The organism is Saccharothrix algeriensis, from assembly GCF_016907655.1.
Classification (GTDB): domain Bacteria; phylum Actinomycetota; class Actinomycetes; order Mycobacteriales; family Pseudonocardiaceae; genus Actinosynnema; species Actinosynnema algeriense.
Genome location: NZ_JAFBCL010000001.1, coordinates 2,793,900 through 2,810,576, shown reverse-complemented (window position 1 = coordinate 2,810,576; position 16,677 = coordinate 2,793,900). Strand labels below are relative to the sequence as shown.

The following is a 16,677-nucleotide window of genomic DNA, read 5'->3' as shown; positions in this document are numbered from 1 at the left end:
ACCCAGTGCTCGCCGACCCGGTGCTCGTCGACTCCGGGGCGGTGTCGCTCGCCCGCGCCGCCGCGCAGGAGGAGGCCGGCGCCGAACCGGTCGGCGACCACGTGGGGGTGCTCGCCGAGGACGAGGCTTCGGTCACCCACCTGTTCGAGGCCGAGCATGCCGGCTACCGGGGCTGGAACTGGGCGGTGACCGTCGCGTTCGCCGGCCCCGGCACGCCCGCCTCGGTCTCCGAGGTCGTGCTGCTGCCCGGCCGGGACGCGCTGGTCGCGCCGGACTGGGTGCCGTGGCACGAGCGGGTGCGCGCCGGCGACCTCGGCGTGGGCGACCTGCTCCCGCCGCAGGAGGACGACCCGCGGCTCGCCCCCGGCTACGTCGGCTCCGACGACCCGGCGGTCGAGGAGGTCGCGCTGGAGGTCGGGCTCGGCCGCGTGCGGGTGCTCTCCCGCGAGGGCGTGCTCGACGCGGCGTCCCGCTGGCAGGGCGGCGACTTCGGCCCGCGCAGCGACATGGCCCGCAGCGCGCCCGCGAAGTGCGGCACGTGCGGCTTCTACCTCCGGGTCGCCGGCTCCCTGGGCGCGGCGTTCGGCGTGTGCGCGAACGAGCTGACGCCCGCCGACGGCCACGTGGTGCACGTCGAGTACGGCTGCGGCGCGCACTCCGAGGTCGAGGTCGAGAACGTCCCGGCCGTGCCGGTGGCCGACCTCGTGTACGACGACGCGGTGCTCGACGTCGAGGCGAACCCGGTCCCCGCCCGGGGCGGTGCGACCGCCGAGCCGGCGAAGGCCGCGACCGCCGAGGCCGCGATCGCCGCCGACGCGAACCAGGCTGACGCGAGCCCGACCGACGAGAGCCCCGCCGGCGCCGACGCGGCGCCCGAGCCCGGTCGGTGAGCCGCGACCCGTTCGGCACCGAGGCCCTGCGCGAGTCGGTGCTCGCGGCGTGGCGCGGTTCGCCCACCCGCTTCCGCGAGGACGCCAACGCCGAGGAGGACCTGAGGCTCGGCGGCTACCGCGACCGCCTGCTGGTGGAGCTGGCGCAGAACGCCTCCGACGCCGCCGGCGACGAGCCCGGCGTCCTGCGGCTGTCCCTCGTGGACGGTGAGCTGCGGGCCGCGAACACCGGCGCGCCGCTGACCGCCGAGGGCGTGGCGGCGCTGGCGTCGCTGCGGGCCTCCGCGAAGTCCGCGGCGGCCGTCGGCCGGTTCGGCGTCGGCTTCGCCGCCGTGCTGGCGGTGACCGACGCGCCCCGCGTCGTCTCCCGGTCCGGCGGCGTGCTGTTCTCCGCGTCCCGCACCCGCCAGGCCGTGCCGGAGCTGGCGTCCGCGCGCGGTGGCGACGTGCCCGTGCTGCGGCTGGTGTGGCCGACCGACGAGGCCGACCTGCCGGCCGGCTTCGACACCGAGGTGCGGCTGCCGCTGGAGGTCGACGGCCCGGCGCTGCTGGCCGAGTTCGCCGACCAGGTGCCCGACCTGCTGCTGGCGCTGCCCGGCCTGCGCCGGGTGGAGGTCGGCGCGGACGCCTGGGAGCGCACCGAGGACGACGGCGTCGTCGTGCTGACCGGGCCGGCCGGGCGGGCGCGCTGGCGGGTGCACCGGGTCGGCGGTGAGCTGCCGGCGGAGCTGGTGCAGGGCGTCGAGTCCCGCCCGCACTGGGCGGCCTGCTGGGCGTGGCCGATGGACGAGCCGCTGACCGGCGACGTCCTGCACGCGCCGACGCCGACCGACGAGAAGCTGTCCCTGCCCGCGCGCCTGATCGCGTCGCTGCCGGTGGAGCCGTCCCGGCGGCGGGTGCTGGTGGGCCCGGCGGCCTCCCACGTGCTCGACCGGGCCGCGCGCGCCTACCCGGACCTGGTGGCCGCGCTGCCCGCGGTGGAGCGCACCGCGCTGGTGCCGCTGCCCGGCTTCCCGCTGTCCGAGGTGGACGGCCTGCTGCGCGCCGGCGTGCTGTCCGCGCTGCGCTCGGCCGCCTGGCTGCCGCTGGCCGACGGCGAGTGGGCGGCGCCCGCGGCGGCCCGCGTGCTGGACGCGCCGTCGGAGGACCTGGTCGAGCTGCTGGAGGACGTCGTGCCCGGCCTGCTCGACGCCGAGCTGACGCTGCCCGAGCACGCCAGGGCCCTGGCCGCCCTGGAGGTGCCCCGGATGTCGGTCGGCGAGGTCGTCGAGGCCCTGGCCGGGGTGGGCGGCGACCCGGAGTGGTGGCACCGGGTCTACGCGGCGCTGGCGCCGCTGGCGGACGTCGACTCGGCGGTCCGCGAGGAGCTGGCCGCCCTGCCCGTGCCGCTGGCCGACGGCCGCCTGGTCGGCTCGCCGCGCGGCGTGCTGCTGCTGTCGTCGGACCTCCCGGTGGAGCTGTCGGGGATGCGCGTCGCCCACCCGGCGGCGGCCCATCCGCTGCTGCTGCGCCTGGGCGCGACCGAGGCGGGCCCGGCCGAGCTGCTGGACTCCGACGCGGTGCGCGAGGCCGTGCACCGGAGCCTGGACGACCCGGCGGTGGAGGGCCCGGACCTGGTCCGCACCGTCCTGTCCCTGGTGGAGCGCGCCGGCGGGCGCCCGTGGCTGGCCGAGCTGGCGCTGCCGGACTCCACCGGGGAGTGGCGCCGGGCCGACGAGCTGGCCCTGCCCGACTCGGCGCTGCTGCCGGTCCTGGTCGAGGACGCCCCGATCGGCGTCCTCGACGCGGCGGTGGCCGCCGAGTGGCCGCGCGCGGTGCTGACCGGCGTGGGCGTGCTGGACGGCTTCACGGTCGTGGTGGACGACGAGCCGACCGGGCCCGACCACGACCTGGCCGACGAGGGCGGCTGGTGGGACGCGGCGGACGAGCCGCCCGCGCGCGTCCGGGGCATCCGCGACCTGGACCTGGTGGCCCGCGACCGGTGGCCCGACGCGCTGCGCCTGATGGCCGCCGACCCGACCACGTGGCGGGCGGTGGCCGAGCCCGACGGCTACACCGGCTGGTGGCTGGCCCGGTACGCCTCGCTCGGCGGCGCGCCGCCGTCGGCGTGGCGGCTGCCGGGTGCGGTCGGCCTGGCCGGCCTCTACGACGAGGTCCCCGACGTCGGCCTGCCGCCGCACGTGTTGGCAGCGGCCGGGGTGCGGTCGTCCCTGGAGGTCCTGGACGAGGACGATGTCGCCGACCTGCTGGCCCGCTTGGGCGACCCGGAGCGCGCGGTGCCCGACGCCCTGGTGCTGCGCGTGCACGCGGCGCTGGCGGAGGTCGCCGACTCGGTGGACGCGGAACCACCCGACCGGGTAAGGGTGCTGACCGGTGCGGCGGTGCCGGCGGACGACGTGGTGGTGCTCGACCTGCCGTGGCTGATCGGCGTGCTGCCCGCCGCGCAGGTGCTGGCCGCCGACGCCGCCGGCGGCGCGGCGGAGGCGCTGGCCGAGCTGCTGGCCCTGCCCCTGGCCTCGGAGGAGGTCGCGGGGGAGGTCGTCGGCGAGGGCGACGAGGTCGTGTGGGCGGAGCTGGGCGCGGTCCGGCTGGCCTGCGACCTGCTGGGCGTGGACCTGCCGGCGACGCCGGTCGTGGTGCACGACGAGCTGGTGGTGGCCGCCGACGGCGAGCACCACGAGGTGCCCTGGTGGGTCGACGGCTCCGTGCCGCACGCCGCCGACACCCCGGAGGGCCTGGCCCGCGCGCTGGCGTGGTCGACCGGCCGGTGGGCCGACCGCCACGCGTTCGCGGCCCTGATCGCCGACCCGACGCCGGCGGTGCTGCTCGGCTGACGGGTCGCCCGGCGCGCCGGGCTACTCGACCAGCCCCTGCTGGGCCGTGCGGGAGCCCCGGCGGGCCGCCGAGCGCTGCCACCGGAAGATCCCGTAGCCGATCACCCCGAGCACGCCGCCGGCCAGGCACGTCCACAGCAGCGTGGTCTCCTCCCGGTAGAAGACCAGGACCACCGCGAACGCCAGCAGCCACAGCGCGGTGCCCGCGGCGATGGCGGGCGCCGGGTCCGCCAGCCGGGCCGGCAGCGGCGGCGGAGCGGGCGTCGATTGGGTCTGTTCGGCCACGTCAGGCAGGCTACCTGGCGGAAACCCGCGCGCGGCGCACTCCGCCGGCGCCCACCGACGACCTCCGACTGGGTAGAGGAGACGACATGGCCACGAAGGCCGGCGGCCTGGACGGCTTCTTCCGGATCTCCGAGCGCGGCTCCACGATCGGCCGGGAGGTGCGCGGCGGCCTGGTCACGTTCGTGACCATGGCCTACATCATCGTCCTGAACCCGCTGGTCCTGGGCAGCTTCGCGGCCGACGACCCGTCGGCGAAGACCGACGTCCTCGGCGCGATCCTGCCCGTCGACCAGGTCGCCGCCGTGACGGCGCTGGTGGCGGGCGTGATGACCATCCTGTTCGGGCTGGTGGCCAACTACCCGTTCGCGCTGGCCACCGGGCTGGGCATCAACTCCTTCGTGGCCGTGACCCTGGTGCCCCAGATGACCTGGCCGGAGGCGATGGGCCTGGTCGTGGTGAACGGCGTCGTGGTGCTCCTCCTGGTCGTCACGGGGGTCCGCACGGCGGTGTTCAACGCCGTGCCGCCGGAGCTGAAGGCGGCCATCGCGGTCGGCATCGGCCTGTTCATCTGCTTCATCGGCCTGGTGGACGCGGGTTTCGTGCGGCGGGTCCCGGACGCGGCGGGCACGACCGTCCCGGTCGGGCTGGGCATCAACGGCGCGATCGCCTCGTGGCCGACGCTGGTGTTCGTCATCGGCCTGGTGCTCACCGGCATCCTGGTGGCGCGCCGGGTGCGCGGCGCGATCCTGATCGGCGTGCTCGCGTCGACCGCGCTGGCCATCGCGATCGAGGCGCTGGTCGAGGCCGGGCCGTCGAAGGGCGTCCACCCGGAGGGCTGGAACCTGGGCTACCCGGCGCTGCCCGAGCGGGTGTTCGGCCTGCCGGACCTGTCGCTGCTGGGCGACGTGTCGCTCGGCGCGTGGACGCGGGTGCCCGCGCTGACCGCCGCGCTGGTGGTGTTCACGCTGGTGCTGACGGACTTCTTCGACACCGTGGGCACGATGACCGGCCTGGGCAAGGAGGCCGGGCTGATCGGCGCGGACGGGCAGCTGCCGGGCGTCAGCAAGGCGCTGTTCGTCGACGGCGTGGGCGCGATCGCGGGCGGCGCGGCCTCGTCGTCGTCCAACACCGTCTACGTCGAGTCGGCGGCGGGCATCGCGGAGGGCGCGCGGACGGGCCTGGCGAACGTCGTGACCGGGCTGCTGTTCCTCGCGGCGATGTTCCTGACGCCGCTGTACTCGGTGGTGCCGGTGGAGGCGGCGGCCCCCGCGCTGGTGATCGTCGGCGCGCTGATGATCGCCCAGGTCAGGGAGATCGACTTCGGTGACTTCTCGGTGGCGCTGCCGGCGTTCCTGACCATCGTCGTGATGCCGTTCACCTACTCGATCGCCAACGGCATCGGCGCCGGTTTCGTCACCTACGTGCTGCTGCGGGCGCTGACCGGGCGGGCCCGCAGCGTCCACCCGCTGATGTGGGTGGTGTCGGCCGCGTTCGTCGTCTACTTCGCCGCGGAGCCCATCCGGGCCGCTCTGGTCGGCTGAAATGGGGAAGTTCACACGATGGGTGCACAGATCGTGAGGTATGCTAACTACGTGGCGGAGACCGACGCGGACCAGGCGCTGGCCGGGCGGCTGCGGCTGGCCGTGGTCCGCCTGACCCGGCGGCTCCGCGCCCAGCGGGTGAACTCCGCGATCTCGCTCACCCAGGTGTCCGCGCTGTCCACGCTGCACAAGTGCGGGCCGCTGACGCCGGGGGAGCTGGCCGCCAAGGAGGGCGTGCAGCCCCCGTCGATGACGAGGGTGATCGCGGCGCTGGAGGAGTACGGGTTCGCCACCCGCCGCCCGCACCCCACCGACGGTCGGCAGGCCATCGTGGAGCTGAGCGAGACGGGCGTGAGCTACATCAACGAAGAGGTGTCGGCGCGCGAGGCGTGGCTGGACAAGCGGCTCGCCGAGCTGACGCCGGAGGAACGGGGCGTGCTGTCGCGCGCCGCCGAGATAATCGACAGGATGGCGGGGCAGTAGCGGGTGCCGGCGTACGCGGGTGGTGGAGAGTCCGATCAGCTCGGTCACGGCAAGGCCCTACCCGCACCGCCGCAGTCACCGCCACCGCCCGGCGCCCCGTCGACCGACCGCCGCCGGGCGGCGTCGGACCCCGCGCCGGACCCCGCATCGGAGCAGGGGCGGCCCGGCGCCACGCCGTCGGGGCCCGAGCCGGCCGACCGACCGGAGGCCGATCCCGCGCCGCGCGGGAACCGGATGTTCGGCTCGCTGCGCGTGCGCAACTACCGCCTGTACGCCTCGGGCCAGGTGGTGTCGCTGGTCGGCCTGTGGATGCAGCGCGTCGCGCAGGACTGGCTGGTGCTGGAGCTGTCCGACGGCTCGCCGGTGGCCCTGGGCGTCGCCGCCGCCCTCCAGTTCGCACCGACCCTGTTCCTGTCGCTGTGGGCGGGCGTCCTGGCCGACCGCATGGACAAGCGCAAGCTGCTCCTCGGCCTGGAGACCGGCCTCGGCCTCTGCGCGCTGACCCTGGGCCTGCTGGACGTCACGGGCGTGGCGCAGCTGTGGCACGTGTACCTGCTGTGCCTGCTGCTGGGCGCGGTGTCGGCGGTGGAGACGCCCGTGCGGCAGTCGTTCGTGGTGGAGATGGTCGGGCGCGACCAGCTGACCAACGCCGTCGCGCTGAACTCGATGACGTTCAACCTGGCCCGCATGGTCGGCCCGGCGGTGGCCGGCGGCCTGATCATCGTGGTGGGCACCGGCTGGGTGTTCCTGGTCAACGCCGTCAGCTTCGCCGGCGTGATCGCGGGCCTGCTGCTGATGAACGCGGGGGAGCTGCACCGGGACGACCCGGTGCCGCGCGAGAAGGGCCAGCTCCGCGAGGGCCTGCGCTACGTGCGCCGCCGCGCCGACCTGGTGATCCTGCTGTGCCTGGTGTTCTTCATCAGCACGTTCGGCCTGAACTTCTACGTGACGCTGGCCGTGCTCGCCCGCAACACCTTCGGCGGCGACGCGGACGCCTACGGGCTGCTGTCGACGCTGCTGGCCGTCGGCACGCTGGCGGGCGCGACGCTGGCGGCCAAGCGCAGCGCCAGGGGCAAGCCGCGCCTGCGCCTGCTGATCCTGGGCGCGCTGGCGTTCGGCGTGCTGGAGATCGCGGCCGGCCTCATGCCCTCGATCTGGCTGACCGGCGCGGCGCTGATCCCGGTGGGCATCGCGATGATGACCTTCACGACCACCGCGAACGCGACCGTGCAGCTGGCCGTGAGCCCCGCCATGCGCGGCCGGGTGATGGGCCTGTACATGCTGGTCTTCCTGGGCGGCAACCCGGTGGGCGGCCCGGTGATGGGCTGGCTGGCCGAGCACTTCACCGCCCGCGCGCCGCTCGTGTTCGGCGGTGCGGTGTCCATCGTGGCGGCCCTGGTCGGCGGGGTCGTCCTGGCCAGGCGGGGCGGCCTGGCCCTGCCCGGCCACCGCCTGGGCCTGCGCCGCCGCGCCCGCCTCTGACGCCGACCCGACCGGATCACCCGTCGGTGTGGTCGTCGTGCCGGCGGGGCTTCCCCGGCGAGCAAAGTTAGGCTAACCTAAGCGCGTCGCTTCGTGGTGGGAGCGGCAGTCAGTTCGGGAACAGACGAGGCCCCGCCTCCCGGTCGTCCGACCGGGGAGCGGGGCCTCGTCGTGTCAGCGGGGAGGCTTGTCGGAGCACCCACCGCCGAGTCCGTGCCGCCGGGCGTCAGGCGGGGGTCACTGGGCCGGGAGCTGGAGGCCGTTGCGACCGGCCCGCGCCGCCTCGAACCGGGCGTTCACGTCGTCCCAGTTCACGACGTTCCACAGGGCGGAGATGTAGTCCGCCTTCAGGTTGCGGTACTGCAGGTAGTACGCGTGCTCCCAGATGTCGAACACCAGCAGCGGCGTCGTCGCGATCGACAGGTTCGAGTGGTGGTCCTTGAGCTGCTGGGTGATCAGCCGCTGCCCGACCGGCTCCCACGCCAGGATGCCCCACCCGGAGCCCTGGATGGACGACGCGGCGGCGCTGAGCTGGGCGCGCAGCTTGTCGAACGAGCCGAAGTGCTCGTCCACCGCCGCCGCCAGCTCGCCCACCGGCTTGTCGCCGCCGTTGGGGGACAGGTTCTTCCACCACACCTGGTGCAGCGCGTGGCCGGCCAGGTGGAACGCGAGCGTGGTCTCCAGGCCCACCATCGAGCCGTAGGAGTTCTTGTCCCGCGCTTCGGCGATCTGCTCGATCGTGTCGTTCGCGCCCTTGACGTAGGAGGCGTGGTGCTTGCTGTGGTGCAGCTCGTTGATCTCGCCGATGATCGCCGGTTCGAGTGCGCCGTAGTCGTAGTCGAGATCCGGCAGCACGTACTGGGCCATGACAATCCCCTCGTCGCAACTCTCTAGTACCTGCAATCTACTTGCAACTACCGCGGCCGGAAACTGGGGTGCTGATCACAGGCCCACCTGCGGGAATCGGGAATGTCCCGGCCCCACCGCCGCGACCTCGCGATACGGGCCCTCCCGGGGCGGCGGGCCCGGTCGGCCCGATCGACCCGAACGGGGTCGGCGAGTCCACTGTGGACCGGGCGCCGGGGGCGCCGCCCCGCGCGGCCGGGCCGCCCGCCCCCTCCCCGCGCCGGCCGCCGAACGGGTCCGGGCCCGGCGGCTCGCCGACGCGGTGGGGGTTGACCACACGCCCGGCGCGCGGACCCTGGCAAGATGACCGCATGGGCACCGAGGAGGACTGGCCGGTCGAGCAGACGTGGTCACTGCGCAACACGCACTGGCACGCCTACGTGGAGCACACCTCCCTCGACCACGCCTCCGCGCGCCAGGAACGCCTGGAGCGCACCCCGGAAGAGGTGCTGACCTCCCCGACGGAGGTGGCGGCGTGGCTGGAGGTCAACCTCCGCAGCGCCACCAAGCCGGAGGAGGCGGGCAAGAAGCGCAGCAAGGACGACCGCGACTTCTCCGACTCGAACCGGGTGCACACGTCCATCGCGTCGGCGGGCGAGTCGATCTACACCGGCGTGAAGGGGATGCTGACCCTCGCGGTGGAGGCCGTGACGCCCGAGGAGTGCCGCAGCTCCCACGACGGGGCGGACGTCGCCCCGCTCAAGGCCAACCGCCGCCGCTGACCGGCCCGCCCGGGGCGGCGCGGTGCGGGCGCCGCGACCCGCACCACCCCGGGCGGCCGGCTACAGCCCCACCGGCCAGGTGTGCACGGGCTCCCCGGCGTGCATGAGGCCCACGTACTGCTCCAGCATGGCGCTGAGCGCGCCCTCCCGGTCGACCCCGCGGGACTCCAGCAGCGCCACGGTGTCCCGCTGCCACTGCGACCCCGTGCGCCGCGACAGGCAGCGGGCCTCGATCACCCCGAGGTACCGCTCGCGGGCCGAGTCCGAGACGCCGCAGTCCCGCAAGCCCTCGTGCGCCAGCGGGAGCAGCCTGCGCAGCACCAGCTCGTCGGGCGGCACCCACCCGATGCCGGGCCAGTACAGCTGCGCGCCCATCCCCAGCCGGGACCCGGCGTACAGGTTCTCCTCGGCCGCGTGGAACGACATCTGCGTCCACAGTGGACGCTCCAACGTGGTCAGCGCCCGCTGCGCGCCGTAGAAGAACGCCGCGTTCGCCATCGTGTCGAGCACCGTCGGGCCGGCCGGCAGCACCCGGTTCTCCACCCGCAGGTGCGGCACCCCGTCCACCACGTCGTACACGGGCCGGTTCCACCGCCACACGGTTCCGTTGTGCAGCCGCAGTTCCGTCAGCGACGGCGTGCCGCCGGCGCCCAGCACGTCCAGCGGGTCCTCGTCGCCGGTCTCCGGCAGCAGCGCCGGGAAGTACCGCACGTTCTCCTCGAACAGGTCGAAGATCGAGGTGATCCACCGCTCCCCGAACCACACCCTCGGCCGCACGCCCTGGTTCTTCAGCTCCACCGTGCGCGTGTCCGTGGCCTGGAGGAACAGCGGGATGCGCGTCTCGTGCCACAGCGCCTTGCCCAGCAGGAACGGCGAGTTGGCCGCGATCGCGACCTGCACGCCCGCCAGCGCCTGCGCGGCGTTCCAGTGGGCCGCGAAGTCGTCCGGCGCCACCTGCAGGTGCAGCTGCACCGACGTGCAGGCGGCCTCCGGCACGATGGACTCCGCGTAGCTCGACAGCTTCTCGGAGAAGGCGCAGCCCGGCATGGGCGCGCCCTCCATCGACAGCACGGTCTCCTCGCCGCGCGCGGCGAGGATCCGGTCGTTGAGCACCCCGTAGCGCGGGCTGTCCGACAGCCAGCGCCGGTCGAAGTGCTCGTGCCGCAGCGTGGGCAGCACGCCGATCATCACGATCGACGTGCCCGCGTCCTGGGCCTTGTCGTCCGCCGACGCCAGCGTCTCCCGCAACTCCTTCTCCAGGTCCAGCGTCTCGTCGCCCGCGAGTTCCCGCGGCGGGACGTTGACCTCCAGGTTGTGCTGCCCGAGCTCCAGCGTGAAGGACGGGTTGCCGATCTTCTCCAGCACCTCGGCGTTGGCCATGGCGGGCCGGCAGTCGCCGTCGACCAGGTTCAGCTCGATCTCCAGGCCCATCTGCTGGCGGGGGAAGGAGAAGCTGTCCTCGGCCAACATGGCGCCCAGCGCGTCCAGGCACCGCTGCACCCGCTCGCGGTAGTGCCGGCGGTCCTCCCTGGTGAACGTCCGACTGGACACATTGCTACCCATGCCGCCTCCCAATCGGTAGGGCTGCTCCGGCGGGCTCAGCGGAGGCCAACCGTGACACAGCGGGCACCCGGCCGCCAGCGCCCAAATCGGTGCTCTCTGTCACATGCCGGTAACAATGAGCGAGAATTCGCAGGTGGGAAGCCTGCCGTTGAGCCCTCTGGACTACGAGGGGTGTTCACCTGTCGGAAAGTGGGACACTGCCCGGGTGATCGAGATCGACGACCCGGCGGACCCGCGGCTGGACGACTTCCGGGACCTGTCGGCGGTCGACCGCCGCCCCGACCGCCCCGGTGGCCGGGGCCTGGTGATCGCCGAGGGCGTCGTCGTGGTCGAGCGGCTGCTCGCCTCGCCCTACCCCGTGCGGGCGCTGCTCGGGGTGCGCCGCCGCGTCGAGGCCCTGGGCGACCTGCCGGCGCCCGCCTACGTGACCTCCGCCGAGGTGATGGCCGAGGTGGTGGGCTTCCACCTCAACCGGGGCGTGCTGGCCGCGGCCGACCGGGCGCCGCAGCCCGCCGCCGAGGACCTCGCCCGCGGCGCGCGCAGGCTCGCCGTCCTGGAAGGCGTGGGCGACCACGAGAACCTGGGTTCGCTGTTCCGCAACGCCGCCGCGCTGGGCGTCGACGGCGTCCTGCTCGGCCCCGGCTGCAGCGACCCGCTGTACCGGCGCAGCGTCCGCGTCTCGATGGGCCACGTGCTGCGCGTGCCGTTCGCGTCGGCGCCGGACCTCACCGGGAGCCTGGACATGCTGCGGCACAACGGTTTCACCGTGGCCGCCCTGACCCCGAGGGAGAGCGCCGTCGGCCTCGCCGACGCCGGCCTGCGGTGCCGGCGCGTCGCCGTGCTGCTCGGTTCGGAGGGGCCGGGCCTCACCGAGGAGGCGATCGCCGCCGCCGACGTGGCCGTCCGCATCCCCATGGCGGGCGGTGTCGACTCCCTGAACGTCGCGACTGCCGCGGCCATCGCCTTCTACGCGATCGCCTGACCGACTACGGTCGACACAGCACCCGGTGAGGAGGACTTTCGTGGAACTGCGGGTCCAGGACGGCCGAGCCGTGCTCGCGGGCCGCGATGACGAGGGGGAGCGGGAAGTCGACCCGCACACCCTGCCGCTCGGCGCGGGTCTCGCGGAAGCGCTGCACGAGTGGGCGAAGGTGGCGGAAGCCGTGCTGCGCACGGACCCGCCCGCCGACGGCGCCGCCGGCGCCCTGGTGGCCAGGCGGGGCCGCCAACTGGCCGGCCGCGTGGCCGCCGACATGGGCGCCCCCGTCGCCTACACCGACCCGGTCACCGGCGAGCAGCACGTCGTGGAAGCCGCCCCCGACCCCTCGCCCGAAGCGGTGACCGACCCCGACCCCGCCCCCGAACCGCCCGAGCCCGAACCGGAGCCGGAGCCGACCCCCTGGGGCACCGGCCTGACCGTCACCGCGTTCACCACCGCCGTGGTGACGTTCATGGTGGTCACGCTGTCCCGCGGCCTCGGCGAGACCAACTGGTGGCTGGCCCTGCTGGCCAACGTCCTGGTGGTCGGCGGCCTGACCCCGTCGGTGTGGCTGGCCCGCAACGTGCCGATCTGGCGCTGGGTCGCCTACGGCGTGGTCGCCGGCGTCCTCCTGGCCTGGCTCTCCCTGCTCCTCACCCTCCTCTAGCGCCCCCAGCCCTCGGCCCCGGCGCACCTTGCGCAGCCACGTGCCTCGTGTCCTCCCCGTACGGCCTGGGCGCAGCCCGACCACGCTCGATGAGGGGGGTCAAGCACGCTTCACCGCTTGACCCCCCTCATCGAGCGTGGTTGCCTCCGGCAGGCCGTACGGGGAGGACACGACGCACTTCCTCCTCCTTGGGGGCCTCCCGGCCGCTCTTCACCTCAACCCCGCACCGCAACGAACAACTCTTCCCCCCAGCGCCCCTGGAACTTCCGCCCCTAGAACCCCCGCCTCAGGCCAACGAGTCCCGCCAGGCGCTGTGCAGGGCGGCGAACCGCCCGTTCCCGCCGATCAGCTCCCCCGGCGTGCCGTCCTCCACGATCCGCCCCGCGTCCAGCACCAGCACCCGGTCCGCGATCAGCACGGTCGACAGCCGGTGGGCGATGATCAGGGCGGTCCGGTCGGCCAGCACGGTCTCCAGGGCGCCCTGCACCAGCCGCTCCGAGGGCACGTCCAGGCTGGAGGTGGCCTCGTCGAGCACCAGCACCGCCGGGTCGGCCAGGAACGCCCGCGCGAACGCCACCATCTGCCGCTGCCCGGCCGACAGCCGCCCGCCGCGCTTGCGCACGTCCGTGTCGTACCCGTCCGGCAGGGCGCTGATGAACCCGTGCGCGCCCACGGCGCGGGCGGCGGCCTCCACCTCCTCGCGGGTGGCCTCCGGCCGCCCGAGCGCGATGTTGTCCGCCACCGACCCGTCGAACAGGAAGTTCTCCTGGGTCACCATCACCACGGCGCGCCGCAGGTCGGCGTCCGCCACCGACCGCAGGTCCACGCCGTCGAGCAGCACCGCCCCGTCGGACGCGTCGTAGAACCGCGCCACCAGCTTCGCCAGCGTCGTCTTGCCCGCGCCCGTCGCGCCCACCAGCGCGACCGTCTGCCCGGCCGGCACGTGCAGGTCGAACTCCGGCAGCACCACCGGCGTCGTCGGCGAGTACCGGAACTCCACCCCGTCGAACGCCACCTGCCCGCGCACGTCCCGCAGCGGCGCCGGGTCGTCCGGCTCCGCCACGGTCGGCTCCTCCTCCAGCAGGCCGGAGATCTTCTCCAGCGCCGCCGTGGCCGACGCGTAGGAGTTGGCGAACATCGCGATCTCGTCGAACGGGTCGTAGAAGCGCCGCACGTACAGCGTGAACGCCGCCAGCACGCCCAGCTCCAGCTGCCCGCCCGCGACCCGCCACGCGCCCCAGGCGATGATCACCGCGAGCGACACGTTGCCGATCACCCGCACCAGCGACGTGAACGCCGCCATCACCTTGAACGCCTCGGTGTTCGCGTCCCGGAACCGGTCGTTCAGCTCGCCCATGATCCGGCGGTTGCGCCCCTCGCGGCGGAACGCCTGCACCGCGCGGATGCCGTTCATGGTCTCCACGAACTGCACGATGATCTTCGCGATCGCGCCCCGGGTGCCCCGGTAAGCCTTGCCGGAGCGCCGCTGGAACCAGCGGATCAGCACCAGCAGCGGCAGGAACCCGAACAGCACGACCAGCGCCAGCGGCGGGTCCAGGGCGAGCATCACGACCGAGATGCCGATCAGCGACAGCAGCGACGTGAAGAACCCGTCCAGGCCCTGCTCCAGCAGGTCCTGCAGCGAGTCGACGTCGCTGGTCAACCGCGAGATGACCTTGCCGGAGGTGTACTTCTCGTGGAACGCGACCGACAGCCGCTGCACGTGCCGGAAGATCCGCTCGCGCAGGTCCAGCAGCAGGTCCTGGCCGATCCGCCCGGTCAGCCGGACGAACGACCACCGCAGCACCGTCGCCGCCAGCGCCGTGCCGACGTACCCGCCGACGCACCACACCAGCACGTCCGGCCTGCCGTCCAGCGCCGCCGGCACGCCCCGGTCGATGGCCGCCGCGATCAGCAGCGGGCCGGCCAGGTTCGCCAGGTTCTCCGCGACCACGATGGCCAGCGCCAGCAGCGCCGCCCCGGTGTGCGGGCGCAGCAGCGAGCCGAGCAGCCGGCGCGACCGGGCCTGCAGCTTGACCCCCGTCGCGCGGTCCAGCTCCTCGACGTCCTCGGCGGCGACGCCGCGCCACCCCTCCTCGGCCTGCCCATCGGCGGTCAGGCCCCCGGTCTGCGCGTCGGCGGTCACACCGCCACCCCCTCGTCCTCCATCGTGGACAGCAGGTGGCGGTACTGCGCGTTGCCCGCCAGCAGGTCCCGGTGCAGGCCCACGGCCGCGACCCGCCCGTCCACGAGCATCGCCACCCGGTCGGCCAGCTGCACGGTGCTCGGCCGGTGCGCCACCACGAGCGCCGTCACGCCCTTGAGCACGCGGTGCAGCGCGGCCTCCACCTCGGCCTCCGTGTGCACGTCCAGGGCGGACAGCGGGTCGTCCAGCACCAGCACCGCCGGGCGCCCGACGACCGCGCGGGCCAGCGCCAGCCGCTGCCGCTGCCCGCCCGACAGCGACAGGCCCTGCTCGCCGATCCGGGTGTCCAGGCCCCACGGCAGCGCGTCCACGAACTCCTCCGCCCGCGCCACCCGCAGCGCCTCGCGCACCCGCTCCTCGTCCACGTCCCGGCTGCCCAGGGCGACGTTCTCGGTGACGCTCGCGGAGAACAGGATCGGCTCCTCGAACGCCGTGCCGACGACCGCGCGCAGCTCGCCCAGCTCCAGGTCCCGCACGTCCACGCCGTCGATGGTGACCCGGCCCGAGGTCACGTCGGCCAGCCGCGGCACCAGCGCCGTGACCGTCGTCTTGCCCGAGCCGGTGGCGCCGACCAGCGCGACCGTCTCGCCCGGCCGGATGTCCAGGTCGACGCCGCGCAGCACCTCCCGGTCGCCACCGGGGTGGGTGAAGCGCACGTCCTCGAACCGCACGTGGCCGCCGACCCGCTCGGGCAGCCGCCGCGGCTGCTCCGGGTCGGTGATGGCGACCGGCGCGTCCAGCACCTCGAAGTACCGCTCGGACGCCGCCGCGGTCTGGTTCGTCTCCGCCAGCAGCCACCCGATCGAGTCGATCGGCCACCGCAGGTAGGCGCTGACCGTCACGGCCGCGACCAGCGTGCCCACCGTCACGGTGCCGTCGGCGATGCCCACCGCGCCGAACGCGAGCTGACCGGCGATGGCCAGCTCCGGCAGCACGATCAGCACCGCCCACAGCAGCGCGAACACCCGGACCTTGGCCAGCTCGGTGTCCCGCAGCTCGCGGGCCTGCCGGAGGAAGCGCCTGGTCAGGTGCGGGCCCCGGCCGAACGCCTTGAGCACCCGGATGCCCAGCACCGACTCCTCGACCACCGTGGTCAGGTCACCCACCTGGTCCTGCGCCCGGCGCGCCACCACCTTGAACTTCGACTCGAACAGGTAGGACAGCACCACCAGCGGCAGCGTGCAGCCCAGCACGATCGCGCCCAGCACGGGCGAGAGCCGGAACAGCACGCCCAGGCCGATCAGCACCACCAGCGTGTTCACCACCAGGAACGTGATGACGAACGCGACGAACCGCCGCACCGTGTTCAGGTCGGTGGTGGCCCGCGACAGCAGCTGCCCGGACTGCCAGCGGTCGTGGAAGGCCACCGGCAGGCGCTGGAGGTGGTCGTACACGTCCGCGCGCATCCGCGCCTCGACCTCGGACGCCGGCCGCGCGATGAACCGGCGGCGCGCCCAGAAGAAGCCCGCCTCGGCGATGCCCAGCAGCAGCACCAGGCCCACCAGCGGCGGCAGCGCGCCCAGGTCGCGGGCGGCGATCGGGCCGTCCACGATGCGTTGGGTGATGAGCGGGATGCCCAGGCCGCAGAGCATCGCCAGCAGCGCCGCCGCCATGCTCAGCAGCATCGGTGTGCGCTCGGGCCGGAAGTACGGCCACAGCCGGCGCACGGTCGCGGCCGTGGAGACACGGCGGTCATCGGTGTTGGATGGTGACTCCGCTGCCACAGGTTCGTCCCCCTCGATTCAGCACCCACCGTACGAAGCCCTTCCCCCCGGGGCATCCGGTTTTCCCCCCCCGACCAACGTGCACGCTCGACTCAGGTGGAGGTCAAGATGGAGGTGCGCTACCTGCGCGCGGAGCCGACCATGGCGTTCCCGCGCGGCCGGCTGCTGGCGGTGCGCGGCGGCCGGCTCGTCGTGCTGGCGCCCGACGGCTGGGACGCGGTCGGCGGCCGGGCCGAGCACGCCCGCCCGATCACCCGGGCGGAGGCGGAGGACTGGTGCGACCACGAGGGCTGGGACCCGCGCCTGCTGGACGAGGTGCCGGTCCCGGACCAGGGGGTCTGAGGTCGATCCGCGTCGCGGTGGGCGGTGGGCGCTCGTCTCCGCCGCGATGGGCG

At 74.3% G+C, this 16,677-nt stretch carries 14 protein-coding genes; 9 read left to right on the top strand and 5 right to left on the bottom strand.

The window, feature by feature from the left end:
• Window positions 1–5 precede the first annotated feature (5 nt).
• The gene (locus tag JOE68_RS12635; RefSeq protein ID WP_204846067.1) at window positions 6–890 is read left to right on the top strand and encodes a DUF3027 domain-containing protein; all 885 of its coding nucleotides are present in this window, start codon (window positions 6–8) and stop codon (window positions 888–890) included.
• Complete coding sequence (locus JOE68_RS12630) at window positions 887–3,724, top strand: sacsin N-terminal ATP-binding-like domain-containing protein (protein WP_204842551.1); 2,838 nt, start codon at window positions 887–889, stop codon at window positions 3,722–3,724. Before JOE68_RS12635 ends, JOE68_RS12630 begins: the two co-directional genes overlap by 4 nt.
• Window positions 3,725–3,745: 21 nt before the next feature.
• Here the strand turns inward: JOE68_RS12630 and JOE68_RS12625 are convergent, their stop codons facing one another.
• Window positions 3,746–4,009, bottom strand: coding sequence for a DUF2530 domain-containing protein (locus JOE68_RS12625; protein ID WP_204842550.1), 264 nt, complete (start codon window positions 4,007–4,009; stop codon window positions 3,746–3,748).
• Between the two features lie 86 nt (window positions 4,010–4,095).
• Here JOE68_RS12625 and JOE68_RS12620 point away from each other — a divergent pair, with 86 nt between their 5' ends.
• The 3 genes from JOE68_RS12620 (at window position 4,096) to JOE68_RS12610 (ending at window position 7,515) form a co-directional block, all read left to right on the top strand.
• Window positions 4,096–5,550 carry an NCS2 family permease gene (locus JOE68_RS12620; protein ID WP_204842549.1) on the top strand — a complete coding sequence of 485 codons (1,455 nt, stop codon included), beginning with the start codon at window positions 4,096–4,098 and terminating at the stop codon, window positions 5,548–5,550.
• Between the two features lie 18 nt (window positions 5,551–5,568).
• Complete coding sequence (locus JOE68_RS12615; RefSeq protein WP_204842548.1) at window positions 5,569–6,033, top strand: MarR family winged helix-turn-helix transcriptional regulator; 465 nt, start codon at window positions 5,569–5,571, stop codon at window positions 6,031–6,033.
• Between the two features lie 234 nt (window positions 6,034–6,267).
• Window positions 6,268–7,515: an MFS transporter gene (locus JOE68_RS12610; protein WP_204842547.1), complete on the top strand. Its 1,248-nt coding sequence runs from the start codon at window positions 6,268–6,270 to the stop codon at window positions 7,513–7,515.
• Between the two features lie 237 nt (window positions 7,516–7,752).
• On the opposite strand, the gene JOE68_RS12605 is transcribed toward JOE68_RS12610, so the two are convergent.
• Window positions 7,753–8,382 carry a superoxide dismutase gene (locus JOE68_RS12605; protein ID WP_204842546.1) on the bottom strand — a complete coding sequence of 210 codons (630 nt, stop codon included), beginning with the start codon at window positions 8,380–8,382 and terminating at the stop codon, window positions 7,753–7,755.
• A 350-nt stretch (window positions 8,383–8,732) separates the two neighbouring features.
• Here JOE68_RS12605 and JOE68_RS12600 point away from each other — a divergent pair, with 350 nt between their 5' ends.
• Window positions 8,733–9,143 (top strand): hypothetical protein, encoded by a 411-nt coding sequence (locus JOE68_RS12600; protein WP_204842545.1) that lies wholly within the window; start codon window positions 8,733–8,735, stop codon window positions 9,141–9,143.
• A 60-nt stretch (window positions 9,144–9,203) separates the two neighbouring features.
• Here the strand turns inward: JOE68_RS12600 and JOE68_RS12595 are convergent, their stop codons facing one another.
• On the bottom strand, window positions 9,204–10,706 hold the full coding sequence (locus tag JOE68_RS12595; protein ID WP_204842544.1) for a glutamate-cysteine ligase family protein: 1,503 nt from the start codon (window positions 10,704–10,706) through the stop codon (window positions 9,204–9,206).
• A gap of 205 nt (window positions 10,707–10,911) precedes the next feature.
• On the opposite strand from JOE68_RS12595, the gene JOE68_RS12590 reads away from it, so the two are divergent.
• Window positions 10,912–11,688 (top strand): TrmH family RNA methyltransferase, encoded by a 777-nt coding sequence (locus JOE68_RS12590; RefSeq protein WP_307819651.1) that lies wholly within the window; start codon window positions 10,912–10,914, stop codon window positions 11,686–11,688.
• 40 nt (window positions 11,689–11,728) lie between these two features.
• Window positions 11,729–12,352 carry a DUF2537 domain-containing protein gene (locus JOE68_RS12585; protein WP_204842542.1) on the top strand — a complete coding sequence of 208 codons (624 nt, stop codon included), beginning with the start codon at window positions 11,729–11,731 and terminating at the stop codon, window positions 12,350–12,352.
• 286 nt (window positions 12,353–12,638) lie between these two features.
• On the opposite strand, the gene JOE68_RS12580 is transcribed toward JOE68_RS12585, so the two are convergent.
• Complete coding sequence (locus JOE68_RS12580; RefSeq protein ID WP_204842541.1) at window positions 12,639–14,498, bottom strand: ABC transporter ATP-binding protein; 1,860 nt, start codon at window positions 14,496–14,498, stop codon at window positions 12,639–12,641.
• Window positions 14,495–16,225: an ABC transporter ATP-binding protein gene (locus JOE68_RS12575; protein WP_307819650.1), complete on the bottom strand. Its 1,731-nt coding sequence runs from the start codon at window positions 16,223–16,225 to the stop codon at window positions 14,495–14,497. Before JOE68_RS12575 ends, JOE68_RS12580 begins: the two co-directional genes overlap by 4 nt.
• A gap of 153 nt (window positions 16,226–16,378) precedes the next feature.
• Between JOE68_RS12575 and JOE68_RS12570 the strand changes: the two genes are divergently transcribed.
• Complete coding sequence (locus tag JOE68_RS12570) at window positions 16,379–16,624, top strand: hypothetical protein (protein WP_307819649.1); 246 nt, start codon at window positions 16,379–16,381, stop codon at window positions 16,622–16,624.
• Window positions 16,625–16,677: the final 53 nt, after the last annotated feature.

Coding starts and splice junctions, on each gene's coding strand:
- JOE68_RS12620 (WP_204842549.1), top strand. CDS start 4,096: ATGGCCACGAAGGCCGGCGGCCTGGACGGCTTCTTCCGGATCTCCGAG.
- JOE68_RS12615 (WP_204842548.1), top strand. CDS start 5,569: ATGGGTGCACAGATCGTGAGGTATGCTAACTACGTGGCGGAGACCGAC.
- JOE68_RS12610 (WP_204842547.1), top strand. CDS start 6,268: ATGTTCGGCTCGCTGCGCGTGCGCAACTACCGCCTGTACGCCTCGGGC.
- JOE68_RS12605 (WP_204842546.1), bottom strand. CDS start 8,382: ATGGCCCAGTACGTGCTGCCGGATCTCGACTACGACTACGGCGCACTC.
- JOE68_RS12600 (WP_204842545.1), top strand. CDS start 8,733: ATGGGCACCGAGGAGGACTGGCCGGTCGAGCAGACGTGGTCACTGCGC.
- JOE68_RS12595 (WP_204842544.1), bottom strand. CDS start 10,706: ATGGGTAGCAATGTGTCCAGTCGGACGTTCACCAGGGAGGACCGCCGG.